This is a genomic window from Pseudomonas sp. TE3910 (assembly GCF_056279025.1).
Genome location: NZ_JBWBQN010000001.1, coordinates 4511793 through 4527057, shown reverse-complemented (window position 1 = coordinate 4527057; position 15265 = coordinate 4511793). Strand labels below are relative to the sequence as shown.

Annotated in this window: 15 protein-coding genes; 8 read left to right on the top strand and 7 right to left on the bottom strand. The window is 61.2% G+C overall.

Annotated elements, in window-relative coordinates; genetic code table 11:
- Positions 1-71: 71 nt before the first annotated feature.
- The 3 genes from dapE to ACZ9H3_RS20670 are packed head-to-tail and all read left to right on the top strand — an operon-like array spanning position 72 to position 2435.
- Positions 72-1223 (top strand): succinyl-diaminopimelate desuccinylase, encoded by a 1152-nt coding sequence (dapE, locus tag ACZ9H3_RS20680; RefSeq protein ID WP_476222307.1) that lies wholly within the window; start codon positions 72-74, stop codon positions 1221-1223.
- Complete coding sequence (locus tag ACZ9H3_RS20675) at positions 1223-2035, top strand: putative RNA methyltransferase (RefSeq protein ID WP_102052876.1); 813 nt, start codon at positions 1223-1225, stop codon at positions 2033-2035. The genes dapE and ACZ9H3_RS20675 overlap by 1 nt, the downstream gene beginning before the upstream one ends.
- A 22-nt stretch (positions 2036-2057) precedes the next feature.
- Positions 2058-2435 (top strand): hypothetical protein, encoded by a 378-nt coding sequence (locus ACZ9H3_RS20670; protein WP_099773703.1) that lies wholly within the window; start codon positions 2058-2060, stop codon positions 2433-2435.
- Between the two features lie 59 nt (positions 2436-2494).
- Here the strand turns inward: ACZ9H3_RS20670 and ACZ9H3_RS20665 are convergent, their stop codons facing one another.
- Positions 2495-2704 (bottom strand): cold-shock protein, encoded by a 210-nt coding sequence (locus tag ACZ9H3_RS20665; protein WP_099773702.1) that lies wholly within the window; start codon positions 2702-2704, stop codon positions 2495-2497.
- Positions 2705-2914: 210 nt separating this feature from the next.
- On the opposite strand from ACZ9H3_RS20665, the gene plsB reads away from it, so the two are divergent.
- The 3 genes from plsB to ACZ9H3_RS20650 all read left to right on the top strand — a co-directional run bounded on the left by plsB (position 2915) and on the right by ACZ9H3_RS20650 (position 6604).
- The gene (gene plsB / locus ACZ9H3_RS20660; RefSeq protein ID WP_476222303.1) at positions 2915-5401 is read left to right on the top strand and encodes a glycerol-3-phosphate 1-O-acyltransferase PlsB; all 2487 of its coding nucleotides are present in this window, start codon (positions 2915-2917) and stop codon (positions 5399-5401) included.
- A gap of 81 nt (positions 5402-5482) precedes the next feature.
- Positions 5483-5881 carry a YbaY family lipoprotein gene (locus ACZ9H3_RS20655; RefSeq protein WP_330522076.1) on the top strand — a complete coding sequence of 133 codons (399 nt, stop codon included), beginning with the start codon at positions 5483-5485 and terminating at the stop codon, positions 5879-5881.
- Positions 5882-5914: 33 nt separating this feature from the next.
- Positions 5915-6604, top strand: coding sequence for a DUF4197 domain-containing protein (locus ACZ9H3_RS20650; protein WP_099773699.1), 690 nt, complete (start codon positions 5915-5917; stop codon positions 6602-6604).
- Positions 6605-6712: 108 nt separating this feature from the next.
- Here ACZ9H3_RS20650 and ACZ9H3_RS20645 read toward each other — a convergent pair whose 3' ends face one another.
- Positions 6713-9778: an efflux RND transporter permease subunit gene (locus tag ACZ9H3_RS20645; protein WP_476222300.1), complete on the bottom strand. Its 3066-nt coding sequence runs from the start codon at positions 9776-9778 to the stop codon at positions 6713-6715.
- A gap of 6 nt (positions 9779-9784) precedes the next feature.
- Positions 9785-10885: an efflux RND transporter periplasmic adaptor subunit gene (locus ACZ9H3_RS20640; protein WP_476222298.1), complete on the bottom strand. Its 1101-nt coding sequence runs from the start codon at positions 10883-10885 to the stop codon at positions 9785-9787.
- 204 nt (positions 10886-11089) lie between these two features.
- Here ACZ9H3_RS20640 and ACZ9H3_RS20635 point away from each other — a divergent pair, with 204 nt between their 5' ends.
- On the top strand, positions 11090-11725 hold the full coding sequence (locus ACZ9H3_RS20635) for a TetR/AcrR family transcriptional regulator (RefSeq protein ID WP_102052882.1): 636 nt from the start codon (positions 11090-11092) through the stop codon (positions 11723-11725).
- Here the strand turns inward: ACZ9H3_RS20635 and ACZ9H3_RS20630 are convergent, their stop codons facing one another.
- Positions 11726-12508 carry a class I SAM-dependent methyltransferase gene (locus ACZ9H3_RS20630; protein WP_099773695.1) on the bottom strand — a complete coding sequence of 261 codons (783 nt, stop codon included), beginning with the start codon at positions 12506-12508 and terminating at the stop codon, positions 11726-11728. It abuts the gene before it with no gap.
- A gap of 95 nt (positions 12509-12603) precedes the next feature.
- Here ACZ9H3_RS20630 and ACZ9H3_RS20625 point away from each other — a divergent pair, with 95 nt between their 5' ends.
- Entirely contained in the window at positions 12604-13224 is a 621-nt protein-coding gene (locus tag ACZ9H3_RS20625; RefSeq protein WP_476222295.1) for an energy transducer TonB, read from the top strand.
- Between the two features lie 22 nt (positions 13225-13246).
- On the opposite strand, the gene ACZ9H3_RS20620 is transcribed toward ACZ9H3_RS20625, so the two are convergent.
- The 3 genes from ACZ9H3_RS20620 to tsaB form a co-directional block, all read right to left on the bottom strand.
- Positions 13247-14116 (bottom strand): DUF72 domain-containing protein, encoded by an 870-nt coding sequence (locus ACZ9H3_RS20620; RefSeq protein ID WP_476222293.1) that lies wholly within the window; start codon positions 14114-14116, stop codon positions 13247-13249.
- A 3-nt stretch (positions 14117-14119) separates the two neighbouring features.
- A complete protein-coding gene (locus tag ACZ9H3_RS20615; protein WP_476222291.1) occupies positions 14120-14413 on the bottom strand; it encodes a hypothetical protein in 294 nt (97 codons plus the stop codon).
- A 129-nt stretch (positions 14414-14542) separates the two neighbouring features.
- Positions 14543-15217 (bottom strand): tRNA (adenosine(37)-N6)-threonylcarbamoyltransferase complex dimerization subunit type 1 TsaB, encoded by a 675-nt coding sequence (gene tsaB / locus ACZ9H3_RS20610; RefSeq protein WP_099773691.1) that lies wholly within the window; start codon positions 15215-15217, stop codon positions 14543-14545.
- Positions 15218-15265 lie beyond the last annotated feature (48 nt).

Genomic DNA, 15265 nt, shown 5'->3' with positions numbered 1-15265 from the left:
CCTTGGGCCGCCGTTTTTGCTATAAGATAACGCCCCTAATTTTGTGCCTTGCCTTGCTTCCGGAGTCTTTCATGACGGCCCCAGCCGACCTCTCGCCTACCCTTGAACTGGCCTGCGACCTGATCCGTCGGCCCTCGGTGACCCCGCTCGACGCCGACTGCCAGAAACAGATGATGCAGCGCCTGGGCGATGCCGGCTTCATGCTGGAGCCAATGCGTATCGAAGACGTCGACAACTTCTGGGCCACCCACGGCACTCAGGACGGCCCGGTATTGTGCTTTGCCGGTCATACCGACGTAGTGCCTACCGGCCCGGTACAGGCCTGGCAGAACGATCCGTTTGAAGCGCTGATCGACGAAAACGGCATGCTCTGCGGCCGCGGCGCAGCCGACATGAAGGGCAGCCTGGCCGCCATGGTCGTGGCCACCGAGCGTTTCGTGGCCGACTACCCCAACCATCGCGGCAAGGTTGCGTTCCTGATCACCAGCGACGAAGAAGGCCCGGCCCACCATGGCACCAAGGCGGTGATCGAACGCCTGGCCGCCCGTCAGGAGCGCCTGGACTGGTGCATCGTCGGCGAACCGTCGAGCACCACCCTGGTGGGTGATGTGGTGAAGAACGGTCGACGTGGCTCCCTCGGCGCGAAGCTGACCGTACGCGGCAAACAAGGCCATGTGGCGTACCCGCACCTGGCGAAGAACCCGATCCACCTGGCTGCCCCGGCATTGGCCGAACTGGCCGCCGAGCACTGGGACGAAGGCAACGCCTTCTTCCCGCCGACCAGCTTCCAGATCTCCAACCTCAACTCCGGCACCGGCGCCACCAACGTCGTACCTGGCGAACTGACCGCCCTGTTCAACTTCCGCTTCTCCACCGAGTCGACCGTCGAAGGCCTGCAGCAGCGCGTCGCGGCCATCCTCGACAAACACCTGTTGGACTGGGATGTGGAATGGGCGCTGTCAGGCCTACCGTTCCTGACCGAACCGGGCGAACTGCTCGATGCGGTATCGGCGAGCATCAAGGCCGTGACTGGCCGCGAGACCCAGCCGTCGACCAGCGGCGGTACCTCCGATGGCCGCTTCATCGCGACCCTCGGTACTCAGGTCGTCGAACTGGGCCCGGTCAATGCCACTATTCACCAGGTCAACGAGCGTATCCTGGCCAGCGATCTCGATGTGCTGACCGAGATCTACTACCAGACCCTGACCCGGCTGCTTGCCTGATGCTCATCTGCCCTCTTTGCAGTGCGCCACTGGCCAGCGTCGATAATGGCGTTGCCTGCCCCGCAGGTCATCGTTTCGACCGTGCTCGTCAGGGCTACCTGAACCTGCTGCCAGTGCAGCACAAGAACAGCCGTGACCCGGGCGACAACCAGGCCATGGTCGAGGCGCGTCGGGATTTTCTCAGCGCAGGCCACTACGCTCCGGTTGCACACCGCCTGGCCGAACTGGCCGCTGAGCGTGCACCTCAGCGCTGGCTGGACATCGGCTGTGGCGAAGGCTACTACACCGCGCAGATCGCCGAAGCCCTGCCTGCGGCAGAAGGCTATGCCCTGGACATCTCACGGGAAGCGGTCAAGCGTGCCTGCCGGCGTAGCCCCGCAGTCACCTGGCTGGTCGCGAGCATGGCCCGGATACCGCTGGCCGATGCCAGTTGCGGCTTTCTGGCCAGCGTCTTCAGCCCGCTGGACTGGCAAGAGGCGAAACGCCTGCTGGTGCCGGGGGGTGGCCTGATGCGTATCGGCCCGACCCGTGAGCACCTGATGGAGCTGCGCCAGCGTCTGTACGATGAAGTGCGCGACTACAGCGATGATAAACACCTGGCGCTGGTCCCCGAGGGCATGGTTCACGATCACAGCGAAACCCTGACCTTTCGCCTGACCCTGGACACCCCAAAGGCCCGTGCCGACCTGCTGGCAATGACTCCTCATGGCTGGCGTGCCAGCGCAGAAAAACGCACCGCGGTCATCGACCAGGCCGAGCCCTTTGAGGTGACGGTGTCCATGCGTTACGACTATTTTGTACGGCAAGGCTGAGCCGAACCTGGAGGATTGCCCCATGCGTCAACCCGATATCGAGATTTACCTCAAGGATGCGGACGTCGACCACAAAGCCATTGCTGCCTGGCTAAGCGAAGCCCTCGGCCCATGCACTGAGTGGGTGCAGAAAGGCCAGACCTGGAAATGCAAGGCTGGAAACGTGCCTGTTACCTGGCTGCCGAAAGCCGTTGGCAAATGGAACAGCCTTTACCTGGAAAGCGACCAGACCCCGTGGGAAGACGACATTGCCTGCGCGCGTGCAGCATTTGCCGTGCTGAACGTCGAAGTACGCTGCGCACCGGGCAGTTGGGTAGAAGAAGAAGGCGAGGAAGACGCCGATCGCTGGATTCGCATCAGTGCCGACGGTGAAGAGGAAATCACCTGGCGCACGCAGTAACCTGCACTCTCGAAAAGGCCCGTCCCGGTCGTCCGGCGACGGGCCTTTTCGTTCACGGCTTAGAGACCAACCACGTCTTCAGCCTGAAGGCCTTTCTGGCCTTCTACCAATGCGTACTCCACTCGCTGCCCCTCGCTCAGGGTGCGATGCCCCTCGCCACGAATCGCACGGTAATGAACAAATACATCGGCACCGCCTTCACGCTGAATGAAGCCATAACCTTTGGCGTCATTGAACCACTTCACGTTCCCAGTCTCACGAGACGACATCTTTACTACTCCGGTTTTTTATTTTGGAATCGCCTTGCAGGCAGGGGTCACCACCCTCTACCGACGCAGCTTGCAACAAAAAACCTGCAAGCTGCGGACCGAGTATAAGGCAGCCTTCAAAGATTTTTTATGACCTGAGTCCTTTTTGCTGAACTTGCGCAGATACGGCACACTAACCTGCTTGAATTCAATATCCAGAGCAGAGCCTGTATGACCCGTTCACCTTTGCACCGCCTGATTTTCGGTGCTCTGCGCCGCCTGCTGTACCTATGGGTTCGCTCCGAGACAATCAACCAGTCGTCTTTCACCCTGAACCTGGACCGCAGTCGCCCGGTGTTCTATGCCCTGCAGTCACCGTCGCTGGCCGACCTGGCCGTGCTGGACAGTGAATGCACCAAAGCCGGGCTGCCACGCCCTGTGTTACCCGTTTCACTCGGTAACCTCGAAGAACCGGCCGCTTTCTTCTATTTGACCCCAGACCCGGACTGGCTCGGCCGGCATGACAAACGCGGCGCACCACCAACGCTGGCTCGGTTGGTCAACGCGGTCAGCCTGCATGATGAAAACGATGCACAGATCATCCCGGTCAGTGTGTTCTGGGGCCAGTCACCAGCCAGTGAATCGAGCCCGTGGAAATTGCTGTTCGCCGACAGCTGGGCCGTGACCGGGCGCCTGCGCAAGCTGCTGAGCATTCTGATCCTGGGGCGCAAGACCCGCGTGCAGTTCTCCGCACCGATCCATCTGCGCGAACTGGTGCAACACGAAAAAGGGCAAGCGCGCACGGTACGCATGGCCCAACGCCTGCTACGGGTTCATTTTCGCAACCTCAAGACAGCCGTCATCGGCCCGGACATTTCTCACCGGCGCAACCTGGTCAAGGGCCTGATCCACGACCCGTTGGTACGTCAGGCCATCGCCGAGGAAGCCGAACGCGAGAACATACCGCTGGCCAAGGCCGAAGCCCAGGCACTGCGCTATGGCAACGAAATCGCCTCGGACTACACCTACACCGCCATTCGCTTCCTTGAGGTGGTGCTCAGTTGGTTCTGGAACAAGATCTACGATGGCATCAAGGTCAACCACATCGAGCAGGTGCAAGGTATCGCGCCGGGACATGAGGTGATCTACGTCCCCTGCCATCGCAGCCACATCGACTACCTGCTGCTGTCGTACCTGCTGTTCCGCAATGGCCTGACCCCGCCGCATGTTGCCGCCGGCATCAACCTGAACATGCCCGTCATTGGTAGCCTGCTACGCCGAGGCGGTGCATTCTTCATGCGCCGTACGTTCAAGGGCAACCCGCTGTACACCGCCGTGTTCAACGAATACCTGCACACCCTCTTCAGCAAAGGCTTCCCCGTGGAGTACTTCGTCGAAGGCGGACGCTCGCGAACCGGGCGCATGTTGCAACCCAAAACCGGGATGCTGGCAATTACCCTGCGCAGCTTCCTGCGCTCCTCACGCACACCTATTGTCTTCGTACCGGTGTACATCGGCTACGAACGCGTCCTGGAGGGGCGTACCTACCTGGGTGAACTGCGCGGTGCGAGTAAGAAGAAAGAGTCAATTTTCGATATCTTCAAGGTCTTCGGTGCCCTCAAACAGCGCTTTGGCCAAGTGTCGGTCAACTTTGGCGCCCCAATTCGCCTGGCCAACTTTCTCGACGCGCAACAGCCCGGCTGGCGCGAACAGGAGCATGGACCACAGTTCCGCCCGGCCTGGCTCAACCAGACCACCTCACGCCTGGGCGAGACAGTCGCCCGGCACCTGAACGAAGCGGCGGCAATCAACCCGGTCAACCTGGTGGCCCTGGCCCTGCTGTCGACCAGCAAGCTGGCCCTCGACGAACGTGCCCTGGCACGCGTGCTGGACCTGTACCTTACACTGCTGCGGCAAGTGCCCTACTCACCGCACACGACGCTGCCAGAGGGTGACGGCCTGGCGCTGATCGCCCACGTCAGGGATATGGACATGCTTGCTGAACAGCGTGATGCGCTGGGCAAGATCCTCTATCTGGATGAGCAGAACGCCATCCTGATGACCTACTACCGCAACAACGTCCTGCACATTGTTGCCCTGCCCGCCCTGCTGGCGAGCTTCTTCCAGAGCAGCTCGCGGATGAGCCGCGACTTGATCCTGCAATACGTACGGGCACTGTACCCGTACCTGCAATCCGAGTTGTTTATCCGCTGGTCGCTGGACGAACTGGACGCGGTGGTTGACCAATGGCTGCAGGCGTTTGTCGACCAAGGCCTGCTGCGCTTTGAAAATGGCGTCTACCTGCGCCCTGCCCCGAGTTCGCGCCAATTCGTGCTGCTGACCCTGCTGGCCCGGGCCATTACCCAGACCCTGCAGCGCTTCTACATGGCCACCGCCCTGCTGCTCAATAGCGGCCAACACAGCCTCAGCGCCGAAGCACTGGAAGACCTTTGCGTGGTCATGGCCCAGCGGCTGTCGATCCTGCACGGGCTCAATGCCCCGGAGTTCTTCGATAAAAGCCTGTTCCGCCACTTCATTCAAACCCTGATCGAACAGGGAGTTCTGCGCCCCGATACCGCTGGCAAACTGGGATACCACGAAAAACTCAGTGAGTTGGCAGAGGGGGCGGCCAAGCGTGTGCTCTCGGCGGAGGTGCGCCTGTCAATCCGTCAGGTGGCCCTGCATCGCAATGACGATAACCCCGAAACGACGACATGAACCCTACGTGGTCTTGCCCGGAGCACGACCACGAAACAACGTGGGCGCCGACGTCACGGCGCCTTCGATAAGGAGATCCTGATGAAAAAATTGACCCTGGCCCTGATCGGAAGCCTGCTGGCAGCCTGCAGCAGTACGCCCCCAACCCCCAAGGCCAGCCTGGACGGCGAAGTGTTCTACCTTCAGCGTATCGCCCTGCCTCCAAGCGCCACCCTGAGTGTCAGCCTACAAGATGTCTCCCTGGCTGACGCGCCAGCCGTCACGCTGGCCAGGCAGAGCGGCCCGGTAAACGGTCAGGTTCCGCTGCCGTTCCACCTCACCTACGACCCGAGCCAGGTCAAACCCGGCCACCGCTATGCCGTCAGCGCACGTATCGAGCTGGACGGTAAACTGATGTTCATCAACACCGAACAGCATGCCGTGCAACTTGATGGCCACGACCCGCAACCCGTGCGCATCAAGGTCGACGCGATTCGCTGATTTCCCCCTTCGTTCACAGAAAAGGATGCTGCCATGTTTCGCCCCGTTCTCACCTTTACCAGCCTGTGTGCAGGCCTGCTGCTCTCGGCCAGCGCCATGGCCCTGTCGTTGAGCGATCTCTCGCAACAGGATGCCAGCGGTGGCCTCAAGGATGCCTTGACCCAAGGCGCCCAGATTGCCGTCAAGCAACTGGGTACCCCAGGTGGTTTCAGCAACAACCCGGATGTACGCATCGAGCTGCCTGGCAACCTTGGCAAGGCCGCCAAAACGATGCGCAAGTTCGGCATGGGTGCTGAAGTCGACCAATTGGAAGCCAGCATGAACAAAGCCGCCGAAGCGGCCGTACCGCAAGCTCAGGCACTGCTGGTGGATGCCGTGAAGAAAATGACCGTGGCCGATGCCAAGAGCATTCTCAGCGGCGGCAACGACTCGGCGACGCAGTACCTGAACAAGACCAGCCGTGAACAGATCCGCGCCAAGTTCCTGCCAATCGTCAAGCAGGCTACCGACCAGGTTGGCCTGGCGCAGCAGTACAACAGCTTCGCCGGCCAGGCTGCGAGCCTGGGTGTACTGGACTCGAAAAATGCCAACGTCGAGAACTACGTGACCGAGCAAGCGCTCAATGGCCTGTTCGAGATGATCGGCAAGCAGGAAGCCAGCATTCGTGAAAACCCGGCCGGTGCTGCCACCAGCCTGGCGAAGAAGGTGTTTGGCGCGCTCTGACACGGCAGGGGTCGCCACATAAGGCATGACACCCCATACCATCGCGGGCAAGATCCGCTCCCACACATGTTGCGCACTGTGGGGGTGGCTTGCCCGCGATGCCGGTCTCTAGGGTTTCTTGACCCTGAACCAGGCCGCATACAGCGCTGGCAGGAACAACAGGGTCAACACCGTCGCGACGATCAGGCCGCCCATGATGGCTACCGCCATCGGCCCGAAAAACACGCTGCGCGACAGTGGGATCATGGCCAGCACCGCCGCCAACGCCGTCAACACAATCGGCCGGAAACGCCGTACCGTGGCTTCGATGATCGCCTGCCAACGGTCAAGCCCTGCGGCAATGTCCTGCTCGATCTGGTCCACCAGGATCACCGAGTTGCGCATGATCATCCCTGATAACGCAATGGTGCCAAGCATCGCGACGAAACCGAACGGCTGTCGGAACACCAACAGGAACAAGGTCACGCCGATTACGCCCAACGGGGCCGTCAGGAACACCATCACCGTGCGCGAGAAACTGCGCAACTGCAGCATCAGCAAGGTCAGCACCACCACGATGAACAACGGGAAACCGGCTTTCACCGAGTTTTGCCCTCGCGCGGAATCCTCGACCGTACCGCCCACTTCCAGCAAGTAGCCATCCGGCAGTTGCGCACGCACGCTCTCAAGTGTTGGCAGGATCTGTTGAACCAGGGTCACCGGCTGCTCCTTGCCGTAAATATCGGCGCGCACGGTGACCGTCGGCAAGCGGTTACGGTGCCAGATCACGCCTTCCTCAAAACCGTATTCCAAGGTCGCGATCTGCGACAGCGCAACGCTGCGGCCATTATCAGTCGGTACCGCGAGGCTAGGCAGGTTCGCAAGCTCACGCCGTTCCTGTAGCGTGCCACGCAGCAGTATCTCGATCAGCTCATTGTCTTCCCGGTACTGGCTAACCCCTGAACCGCTCAGGGTGCTTTGCAGGAATTGGGCGAGGTTGGCCGTGCTCACGCCGAGTGCACGGGCACGATCCTGATCGATGATCAGGTGAACCACCTTGCTTGGCTCTTCCCAGTCCAGGTGCACGTTCGCCACATGGGGGTTCTCGTGGACCTTGGCCGCAACCTTGCGCGCCAAGGCTCGCACGACCTCAATGTGCTCCCCCGTGACCCGGAACTGCACCGGATACCCCACCGGCGGCCCGTTTTCCAGCCGAGTGACACGCGAGCGCAGTTGCGGGAACTGTTCGTTCAGGTTTTCGATCAACCAGCTACGCAGTGCCTCACGGTCTTCGATGGTCTTGGCCAGCACCACGAACTGGGCAAAACTCGCTGCAGGCAGTTGCTGATCCAGGGGCAGGTAGAAGCGTGGCGAACCAGTGCCGACATACGCCACATAGTTTTCAATATCAGGACGCGCCTTGAGCATCGCCTCCAGCCGCTCGACCTGCTCAGCGGTATTGCTCAGCGAGGCGCCTTCAGCCAGTTTCAAGTCAACCATCAACTCCAGACGCCCGGAAGCCGGGAAAAATTGCTGAGGGACGAAACGGAACAACAGGATGCTCGCGATGAACATGCCGATGGTCAGCACAATGACCGTCTTACGCCGCCGTACACACCACGCCACCACTCGCCGAACCCGTTGATAGAACGGCGTGCCATAGGGGTCAGGTGCATTGCCGCTCGTACCGTGTTTAGCCGCATGCAACTTGGCCAGGTCCGGTAACAGCCGTTCGCCCAGGTAAGGCACAAACACCACTGCGACGATCCAGGATGCCAGCAACGCAATCGTCACCACCTGAAAGATCGAGCGGGTGTACTCGCCAGTACCTGACTGCGCTGTTGCGATCGGCAGGAAGCCTGCCGCAGTGATCAGCGTGCCGGTGAGCATCGGAAATGCCGTGCTGGTCCAGGCAAAGCTGGCGGCCTTGAAGCGGTCAAAGCCCTGCTCCATCTTGATCGCCATCATCTCTACCGCAATGATCGCATCGTCCACCAGTAACCCCAGCGCCAGCACCAGCGCCCCCAGGGAGATCTTGTGCAGACCGATGCCCAGGTAGTACATGGTGGCAAAGGTCATTGCCAGTACCACTGGAATCGCCAGCGCGACCACCAGCCCGGTGCGCAGGCCCAGGGAAAAGAAACTCACCAGCAAGACCACGGCCAAGGCTTCGACCAGTACGTTGACGAACTCACCGACACCGGTCTTCACCGCCGCGGGCTGGTCAGACACCTTGCGCAGTTCCATGCCGACGGGCAGGTTGCGGGTAATCCGCGAAAATTCGGCTTCCAGCGCCTTGCCCAACACCAGAATGTCGCCACCGGGCTTCATCGACACCGCCAGACCGATGGCGTCCTCGCCCATGAAGCGCATCCGTGGCGCGGGCGGGTCGTTGAAGCCACGACGCACGTCGGCGACATCGGCGATGCGGAAGGTGCGGTTATCGACACGAATGGGGAACTGCTCGATCTGCTCAACCGTCTCGAACTGACCACTGACGCGCAACTGCAAACGCTCGGTGGGCGTTTCAAAGAAGCCCGCCGTGCTGACCGTATTCTGCTCCTCCAGTGCTTGCTGCACCGCCGCCAATGGCAAGCCAAGGGTGGCCAGCTTGACGTTCGACAGTTCGATCCAGATCTTCTCGTCCTGCAACCCCAGCAGCTCGACCTTGCCCACATCCTTGACCCGTTGCAGCTGGATCTGCACACGGTCGGCATAGTCCTTGAGCACGGCATAATCGAAGCCTTTGCCTGTCAGGGCGTAGATGTTGCCGAACGTGGTACCGAATTCATCATTGAAAAACGGCCCCTGAATACCCGGTGGCAAGGTGTGGCGGATGTCCGCGACTTTCTTGCGCAACTGGTACCACAACTCAGGGATCTCGTTCGAGTGCATGGAGTCCCGGGCCATGAAGGTCACTTGCGATTCGCCGGGGCGGGAGAACGACACGATCCGTTCGTACTCGCCGGTTTCCATCAGCGTTTTTTCAATACGTTCGGTCACCTGGCGCGACACTTCCTCGGCACTCGCGCCAGGCCAGAGGGTACGAACCACCATGGCCTTGAAGGTAAATGGCGGGTCTTCACTCTGGCCCAGTTTTGTGTACGACAATGCACCGACTATGGCGACCAACAACATCAGGAACAGGACGATCTGGCGATTACGCAACGCCCAGGCAGAAAGGTTGAAACCCATCGGGGACTACTCCTTAGTCGCCAGATTGACCACACGGTTGGAACGGTCCACCGGGCGTACCTGCTGGCCGTCGTGCAATACATGCACACCCGCAGCAACCACCCAGTCAGAGGGGCTCAAGCCCTCAAGCACCGGTACGCTGGTCTCGCCATAGGCACCGACACGTACCGGCGTTCGCTTGAGCGTATTGTTGGCGTCCACGCGCCAGACGTAGGTCTGGCCATTCTCGGCAGTCAACGCCGAAAGCGGCACCGCCAGCGGTACCTGCTCGACGTGCTGGATGAACACCCGCGCACTTTGCCCGAGTTCCGCGTGAACCTTGCCGACATTGAACGCAATACGGGCGGCGAACGTACGCGAGCGTGGATCAGCAGCAGGCGACAGCTCACGGATGATCCCCTCGAACCGCTCTTGAGGCTGCGACCAGAGTTCCACCGATACCGGCAGGCCCACCTTGAAGCGGGAGAAATTCTGCTCCGGCAGGCTGATCAACACCTCACGCTCGCCATCGGCCGCGAGGGTGAACACCGTCTGTCCTGCCGCCACCACCTGCCCGACCTCGACCTGGCGTTTGGCGATCACCCCATCCTGCGGCGCGCGTAGCACCGCATAGCCGGCCTGGTTGCCCGCCACATCGAACTCGGCACGTACCTGCTTGAGCCGAGCCTGGCCTGCACGGTAGAGGTTCTCGGCGTTGTCATACTGGGAGCGACTGACCATCTGCCGCTCCAGCAACTTCTGGTAGCGATCGCGCTCAGCCTGCACCAGGCTCAGGTTGGCCTCAGCGGCCGCAACCTGGGCACGCGCGGCCTCCAACTGCAAGCGCACGTCCTGCGGGTCAAGCTCGGCCAGTGGCTGATTGGCCTTGACCCGCTGCCCCTCCTCCACCAAGCGCCGGCTGACCTTGCCAGCAATGCGAAATGCCAACTCTGGCTCAAACCGCGCGCGCACTTCCCCCGGATAACTGGCGACCGCCGCACTGGCCGGTTGTGGCTGAACCACCATGGCCGGCCGAATGGTTACCTGTTGCGGGCCTTCCTGGCCACACGCGCTCAGTAACACGGCAAAACTGACGGGCAAAGCAAGGGGCAGGAAATGGCGCAACATATGGAAAACCCTTTCGCGAGTGGCGCTTTTAATATTTGAACTGATCGGTATATTAATCAGAGCCCACAGCGCTGGGAAGCGAAAGTCCCGTTTTTTTTGTCCGACAATTTTTTGAGCGTGCTTGACCGGCCAGTCGAATTTCCCGCTCGCACAAGGAGCACGCGATGTACCATGAACGCCCTTTAACCGCAGCCTAAGGACACCATGCTCAACGAAACCCCCGCACCCAACGGTCCAGGCCGGCCGAAAGACCTGGCCAAGCGCCAGGCCATTCTTGAAGCGGCCAAGCGACTGTTCCTGACCCATGGCTATGCCAGCACCAGCATGGATGCAGTCGCGACAGCGGCAGGTGTTTCGAAACTGACGGTCTACAGCCACTTCACCGACAAAGAGACACTGTTCTGCACGGCAGTGGTGGCAACCTGCAAGGCACAACTGCCCGAGTTGATTTTCGAACTGCCCGACGGCGCCTCACTGCAACAGGTGCTGTTGAACATTGGCCGTGGCTTCCAGGGGCTGATCAACGGCGAAGAGTCGGTCAAGCTGCACCGCTTGATCATGGCGCTGGGCAGCCAGGACCCCAAGCTCTGCCAGATTTTCTTCGAGGCAGGCCCGATGCGCTTGCTAAGGGAAATGGAGGCACTGCTGCAGAAGGCTGACGAACTCGGCCTGCTGCGGATCGAGCATCCGGGCAATGCTGCAGAGCACTTTTTCTGCCTGCTCAAGGGCGCCCCCAACTTCCGCTTGCTGCTCGGCTGCGGCGAACCGCTGGACGCCGAGGGCGCCGAAGCGCACGTACAGGATGTGGTCAGCCTGTTCATGCGCGCCTTCGCGCCCTGATCAGGCCTTGAGGGCTTTCTTCGGATAGATGTCGTAGCGGCTCGACTTGCCTTCCAGGCTATGGCTTGGCTTGGCGCCTTCGATGATCGGCGCCTTGCGCGGGCGCTTGACCACGACCCGGTGAGTGGCCAGCGCCAAGGCGGCCTCAAGCAGCGCCGGGGCATCGAGATCGTCACCCACCAACGGGCGGAACACGCGCATTTCCTTCTTGACCAGGGCGCTCTTGTCCCGGTGCGGGAACATCGGGTCGAGGTAGATCACTTGCGGCGCCTCGCCCTGCCAATGGCGCATCAGGTCAATCGCGTTACCGGTCTGCAGGTGCATACGTGCCACGATTGGACCGACCTCGGCATCACCCCGGCCTCGCGCCAAGCCGTCCTCAAGCAACGCGGCGACCAGCGGCTGACGCTCGATCAGTTGCATCTCGCAACCCAGGCTGGCCAAGACAAAGGCATCCTTGCCCAAGCCCGCCGTGGCATCCAGTACACGCGGGCGCACGCCTTGGGCGATGCCCACGGCCTTGGCGATCATCTGCCCGCTTCCGCCGCCGAACAGCCGTCGGTGAGCGGCCTGCCCTTCCACGAAGTCGACCCGCACAGGGCCGGGCGCCTGCGGCCCCAACTGCTGGATCTGCAGCCCTTCACTCCCAACCTGAACGGCGAAGCCAGCAGCGTCGTCATCCAGCGGCAAGCCCAGGCGTTGTGCCCATTGCTCGGCATGCCCCTGATACTCGGGCGACAACGCCTCGACCCGCAGACGGCTGTCCGCCAGTTGCTCAACCATAGTTCGTGCATCCAAAAAAAATTAAATGATCGGCGGCCGTGGCCGATAACGGAAGTACTCAGTATTTTGCCAGACCCGGACAGCCTCCGACTGCCATGTCAGACATTCTTCAGCTCAATTCAGGCTACCTGTCGCCCGTCGGCGACTACAGCCGCCACAACACCCAGGCATTGGGTGGCGTAAGCCACCTGTGGCAAGACTTCTTTGCCCGGGCCTTGGCGGAGCAACAGGCTGAAGGCAGTGAAGCGACAACGCTGGCGAGTCTCCCGGTAGATGCCACCACAGGCGAACCCGTAGGCGGCAGCCAGACCCTGGCACAGATCAATAGCCAGCGCGACTGCGATGTTCAGGACAGCGAGATCATCCCACCTGAACCCCTGTTTCTGCCGATCGCCGAGTTCGAGCCGGAACTGCTGGAAAAACCGGCTCCACCCTTCAGCGCCGCCGAGTTGATCGAGCAACAACGCCAACTGGACATCAGCAACAGCTGGGTTCGGCCAATCGTACTCAGCGCCGGCCAGCCCACACCTGAGCCAGGCCCGGCCCCTCAAGCACGCCCACTGCACCTGCCAATTGCCGAGTTCGAGATGGACCTGCTGGACAAGGCTGCAGAACCATTCGATGAGCACACGTTGATCGAACAACAGAAGCACCTGGACTTCGACCTGCGCTGGGCTCGCCCGGTCGTCCTGAACAACGTACGCCTCGCCGCGTGACAGCAGGCCGTCCACTAACCGACTAGAGCAGGCCCAACTGCTCGGCAAGTGGTGCCCTTTCCAACTCAGGCAATGGCGCCAGACCCGGCAGCCGCTCCATCAAGCCCTGATGAAAACGTTGAGCCAGCGCAGCGGCCAGGCGATTGTCAGCGGTGTGCAGGAAAACGTAGGGGGTGCGCCCCTCTTCGATCCAGGCCGCAACCTTATCCAGCCAAGGCCGCAAAAATGGCTCATTGGCAGCAAGCTCGGGGTGCCCGATAAAACGCACCTGCGGGCACGCGGTGAATGCGGCGGGCCGTGGCGGTACCTTGGGCTTCTTGGCTTGGGCATGCAGCACCGAGGCCTCGCGGGATGTGCAACTGAACAACGCACGCGGGTCAAGGCAAATACGCTCCACGCCCCGCTCCATTAGCAGGCGATTGAGCAGGCGCTCCTCCTCCCCCTTGGCAAAGAAGTCCGCATGGCGAACCTCTACTGCGACAGGCACACCGACTTCGTCCAGAAACCCGACCAACTCCGCAAGCCGCGCAGGCCCGAAACTGGCCGGCAATTGCAGCCAGTAAGGGGCTACCCGCTGCCCCAAAGGCCGCAGCAACTCGATGAAGCCCTGGGCAGCACTCAGTTGCTCGCGCAGGTCGCCGCCATGACTGATGTCGCCAGGAAACTTGGCGGTAAAACGGAAGTGCTCAGGCATGATCTGCGCCCAACGCTGAACCGTGGCACTAGCCGGGCGGGCATAGAACGTGGTGTTGCCTTCTACGGCATTGAATACTTGGCAATAAAGCCCAAGGAAGTCGGTGGTTTTCGCGTCGGCGGGGTACAGGTACTCGCGCCAGGCGCTTTCACTCCAGGACGGGCAACCTAGAAAATAAGGAAGGGATGGGGGAATCATCCGTCAAATGTACAGGTCCAGGCCGAGCACTTCCATCTCCCAATCCACAAAGCCGGCGGTGGTCAGGTAGCTGCTCAGGGCCTTGGCAGTGCGCTTGTTGCTGGCCCGAGGAAAGATCATGTCCTGCTGACGGACGGGAAGACCCGAACTACGGCTGGCACCTGTAGCCGCCGATGGCTGCGCCTGGGTTTCAAATTCACCCGGGATATCGTCGTCCAGTTCTTCTTCACGCAGCGGCGCCTTACGCGCGGAGCGTTTGACCGGGTAAGACTGCGAGGAAAAACCGTCGATACGCATGGCGGAATACTCAGGAGCAATGATGGCAATTTAGCGGCACCTGAGAGCCTTCGCAAATGCCTGACTGATAACTGGACCACAGATCAGGCAAAAGATTCGGGTTTGCTGCCGCTAACTGACCGGCGGCGCTCAGCGCGCCTTAGGTGTAGCCACCTTATCGCGCAGGTAGACCGGCTGCGCCAGATCAGCGGCGATTGCCTCGCCACGCTGCCAGGCAAACGTTGCCAGGCTGAGCAGGTCCTGGGCATGAGGCAGCAGGCTGGCGTCCTGGGCGCTGACCTTGACCGCAAGGCGCTCGGCATAGCCCCAGCCCGTACCCGCACCAAACCAGTCCCCGGTAGCACCTGCTGGCAAGGCTACCTGCTCCGGTGGCAGCACAGCCTCTTCACCCAGCAGGCGCATTTCACCTGCCGTCGACTGGTAGCAGCCCCAGTACACTTCATCCATACGGGCGTCGATGGCAGCGGCGACCTGCTGCACACCCTGTTCACGCATTGCCCGCTGCGCCAGCACGGCCAAATTCGATACCGGCAGCACCGGACGTTCCAGCGCGAAGGCCAGGCCCTGGACCACACCAATAGCGATACGGACACCAGTGAAAGCGCCTGGACCGCGACCGAAGGCAATGGCATCAAGCGCCGACAACGCGATACCAGCCTCGGCGAGCAGGGTCTGGATCATTGGCAGCAGCTTCTGCGCATGCAGGCGCGGAATCACCTCGTAGTGGCTCAACACCTTGCCGTCATGCAGCAGGGCAACGGAGCAGGCTTCAGTGGCGGTATCCAGGGCCAGCAAAGTGGTCATCGATGATTCCAGGCGAAAGAAAAAAGAGCGGCATTATAAACAACAACG

Coding starts and splice junctions, on each gene's coding strand:
- dapE (WP_476222307.1), top strand. CDS start 72: ATGACGGCCCCAGCCGACCTCTCGCCTACCCTTGAACTGGCCTGCGAC.
- ACZ9H3_RS20675 (WP_102052876.1), top strand. CDS start 1,223: ATGCTCATCTGCCCTCTTTGCAGTGCGCCACTGGCCAGCGTCGATAAT.
- ACZ9H3_RS20670 (WP_099773703.1), top strand. CDS start 2,058: ATGCGTCAACCCGATATCGAGATTTACCTCAAGGATGCGGACGTCGAC.
- ACZ9H3_RS20665 (WP_099773702.1), bottom strand. CDS start 2,704: ATGTCGTCTCGTGAGACTGGGAACGTGAAGTGGTTCAATGACGCCAAA.
- plsB (WP_476222303.1), top strand. CDS start 2,915: ATGACCCGTTCACCTTTGCACCGCCTGATTTTCGGTGCTCTGCGCCGC.
- ACZ9H3_RS20655 (WP_330522076.1), top strand. CDS start 5,483: ATGAAAAAATTGACCCTGGCCCTGATCGGAAGCCTGCTGGCAGCCTGC.
- ACZ9H3_RS20650 (WP_099773699.1), top strand. CDS start 5,915: ATGTTTCGCCCCGTTCTCACCTTTACCAGCCTGTGTGCAGGCCTGCTG.
- ACZ9H3_RS20645 (WP_476222300.1), bottom strand. CDS start 9,778: ATGGGTTTCAACCTTTCTGCCTGGGCGTTGCGTAATCGCCAGATCGTC.
- ACZ9H3_RS20640 (WP_476222298.1), bottom strand. CDS start 10,885: ATGTTGCGCCATTTCCTGCCCCTTGCTTTGCCCGTCAGTTTTGCCGTG.
- ACZ9H3_RS20635 (WP_102052882.1), top strand. CDS start 11,090: ATGCTCAACGAAACCCCCGCACCCAACGGTCCAGGCCGGCCGAAAGAC.
- ACZ9H3_RS20630 (WP_099773695.1), bottom strand. CDS start 12,508: ATGGTTGAGCAACTGGCGGACAGCCGTCTGCGGGTCGAGGCGTTGTCG.
- ACZ9H3_RS20625 (WP_476222295.1), top strand. CDS start 12,604: ATGTCAGACATTCTTCAGCTCAATTCAGGCTACCTGTCGCCCGTCGGC.
- ACZ9H3_RS20620 (WP_476222293.1), bottom strand. CDS start 14,116: ATGATTCCCCCATCCCTTCCTTATTTTCTAGGTTGCCCGTCCTGGAGT.
- ACZ9H3_RS20615 (WP_476222291.1), bottom strand. CDS start 14,413: ATGCGTATCGACGGTTTTTCCTCGCAGTCTTACCCGGTCAAACGCTCC.
- tsaB (WP_099773691.1), bottom strand. CDS start 15,217: ATGACCACTTTGCTGGCCCTGGATACCGCCACTGAAGCCTGCTCCGTT.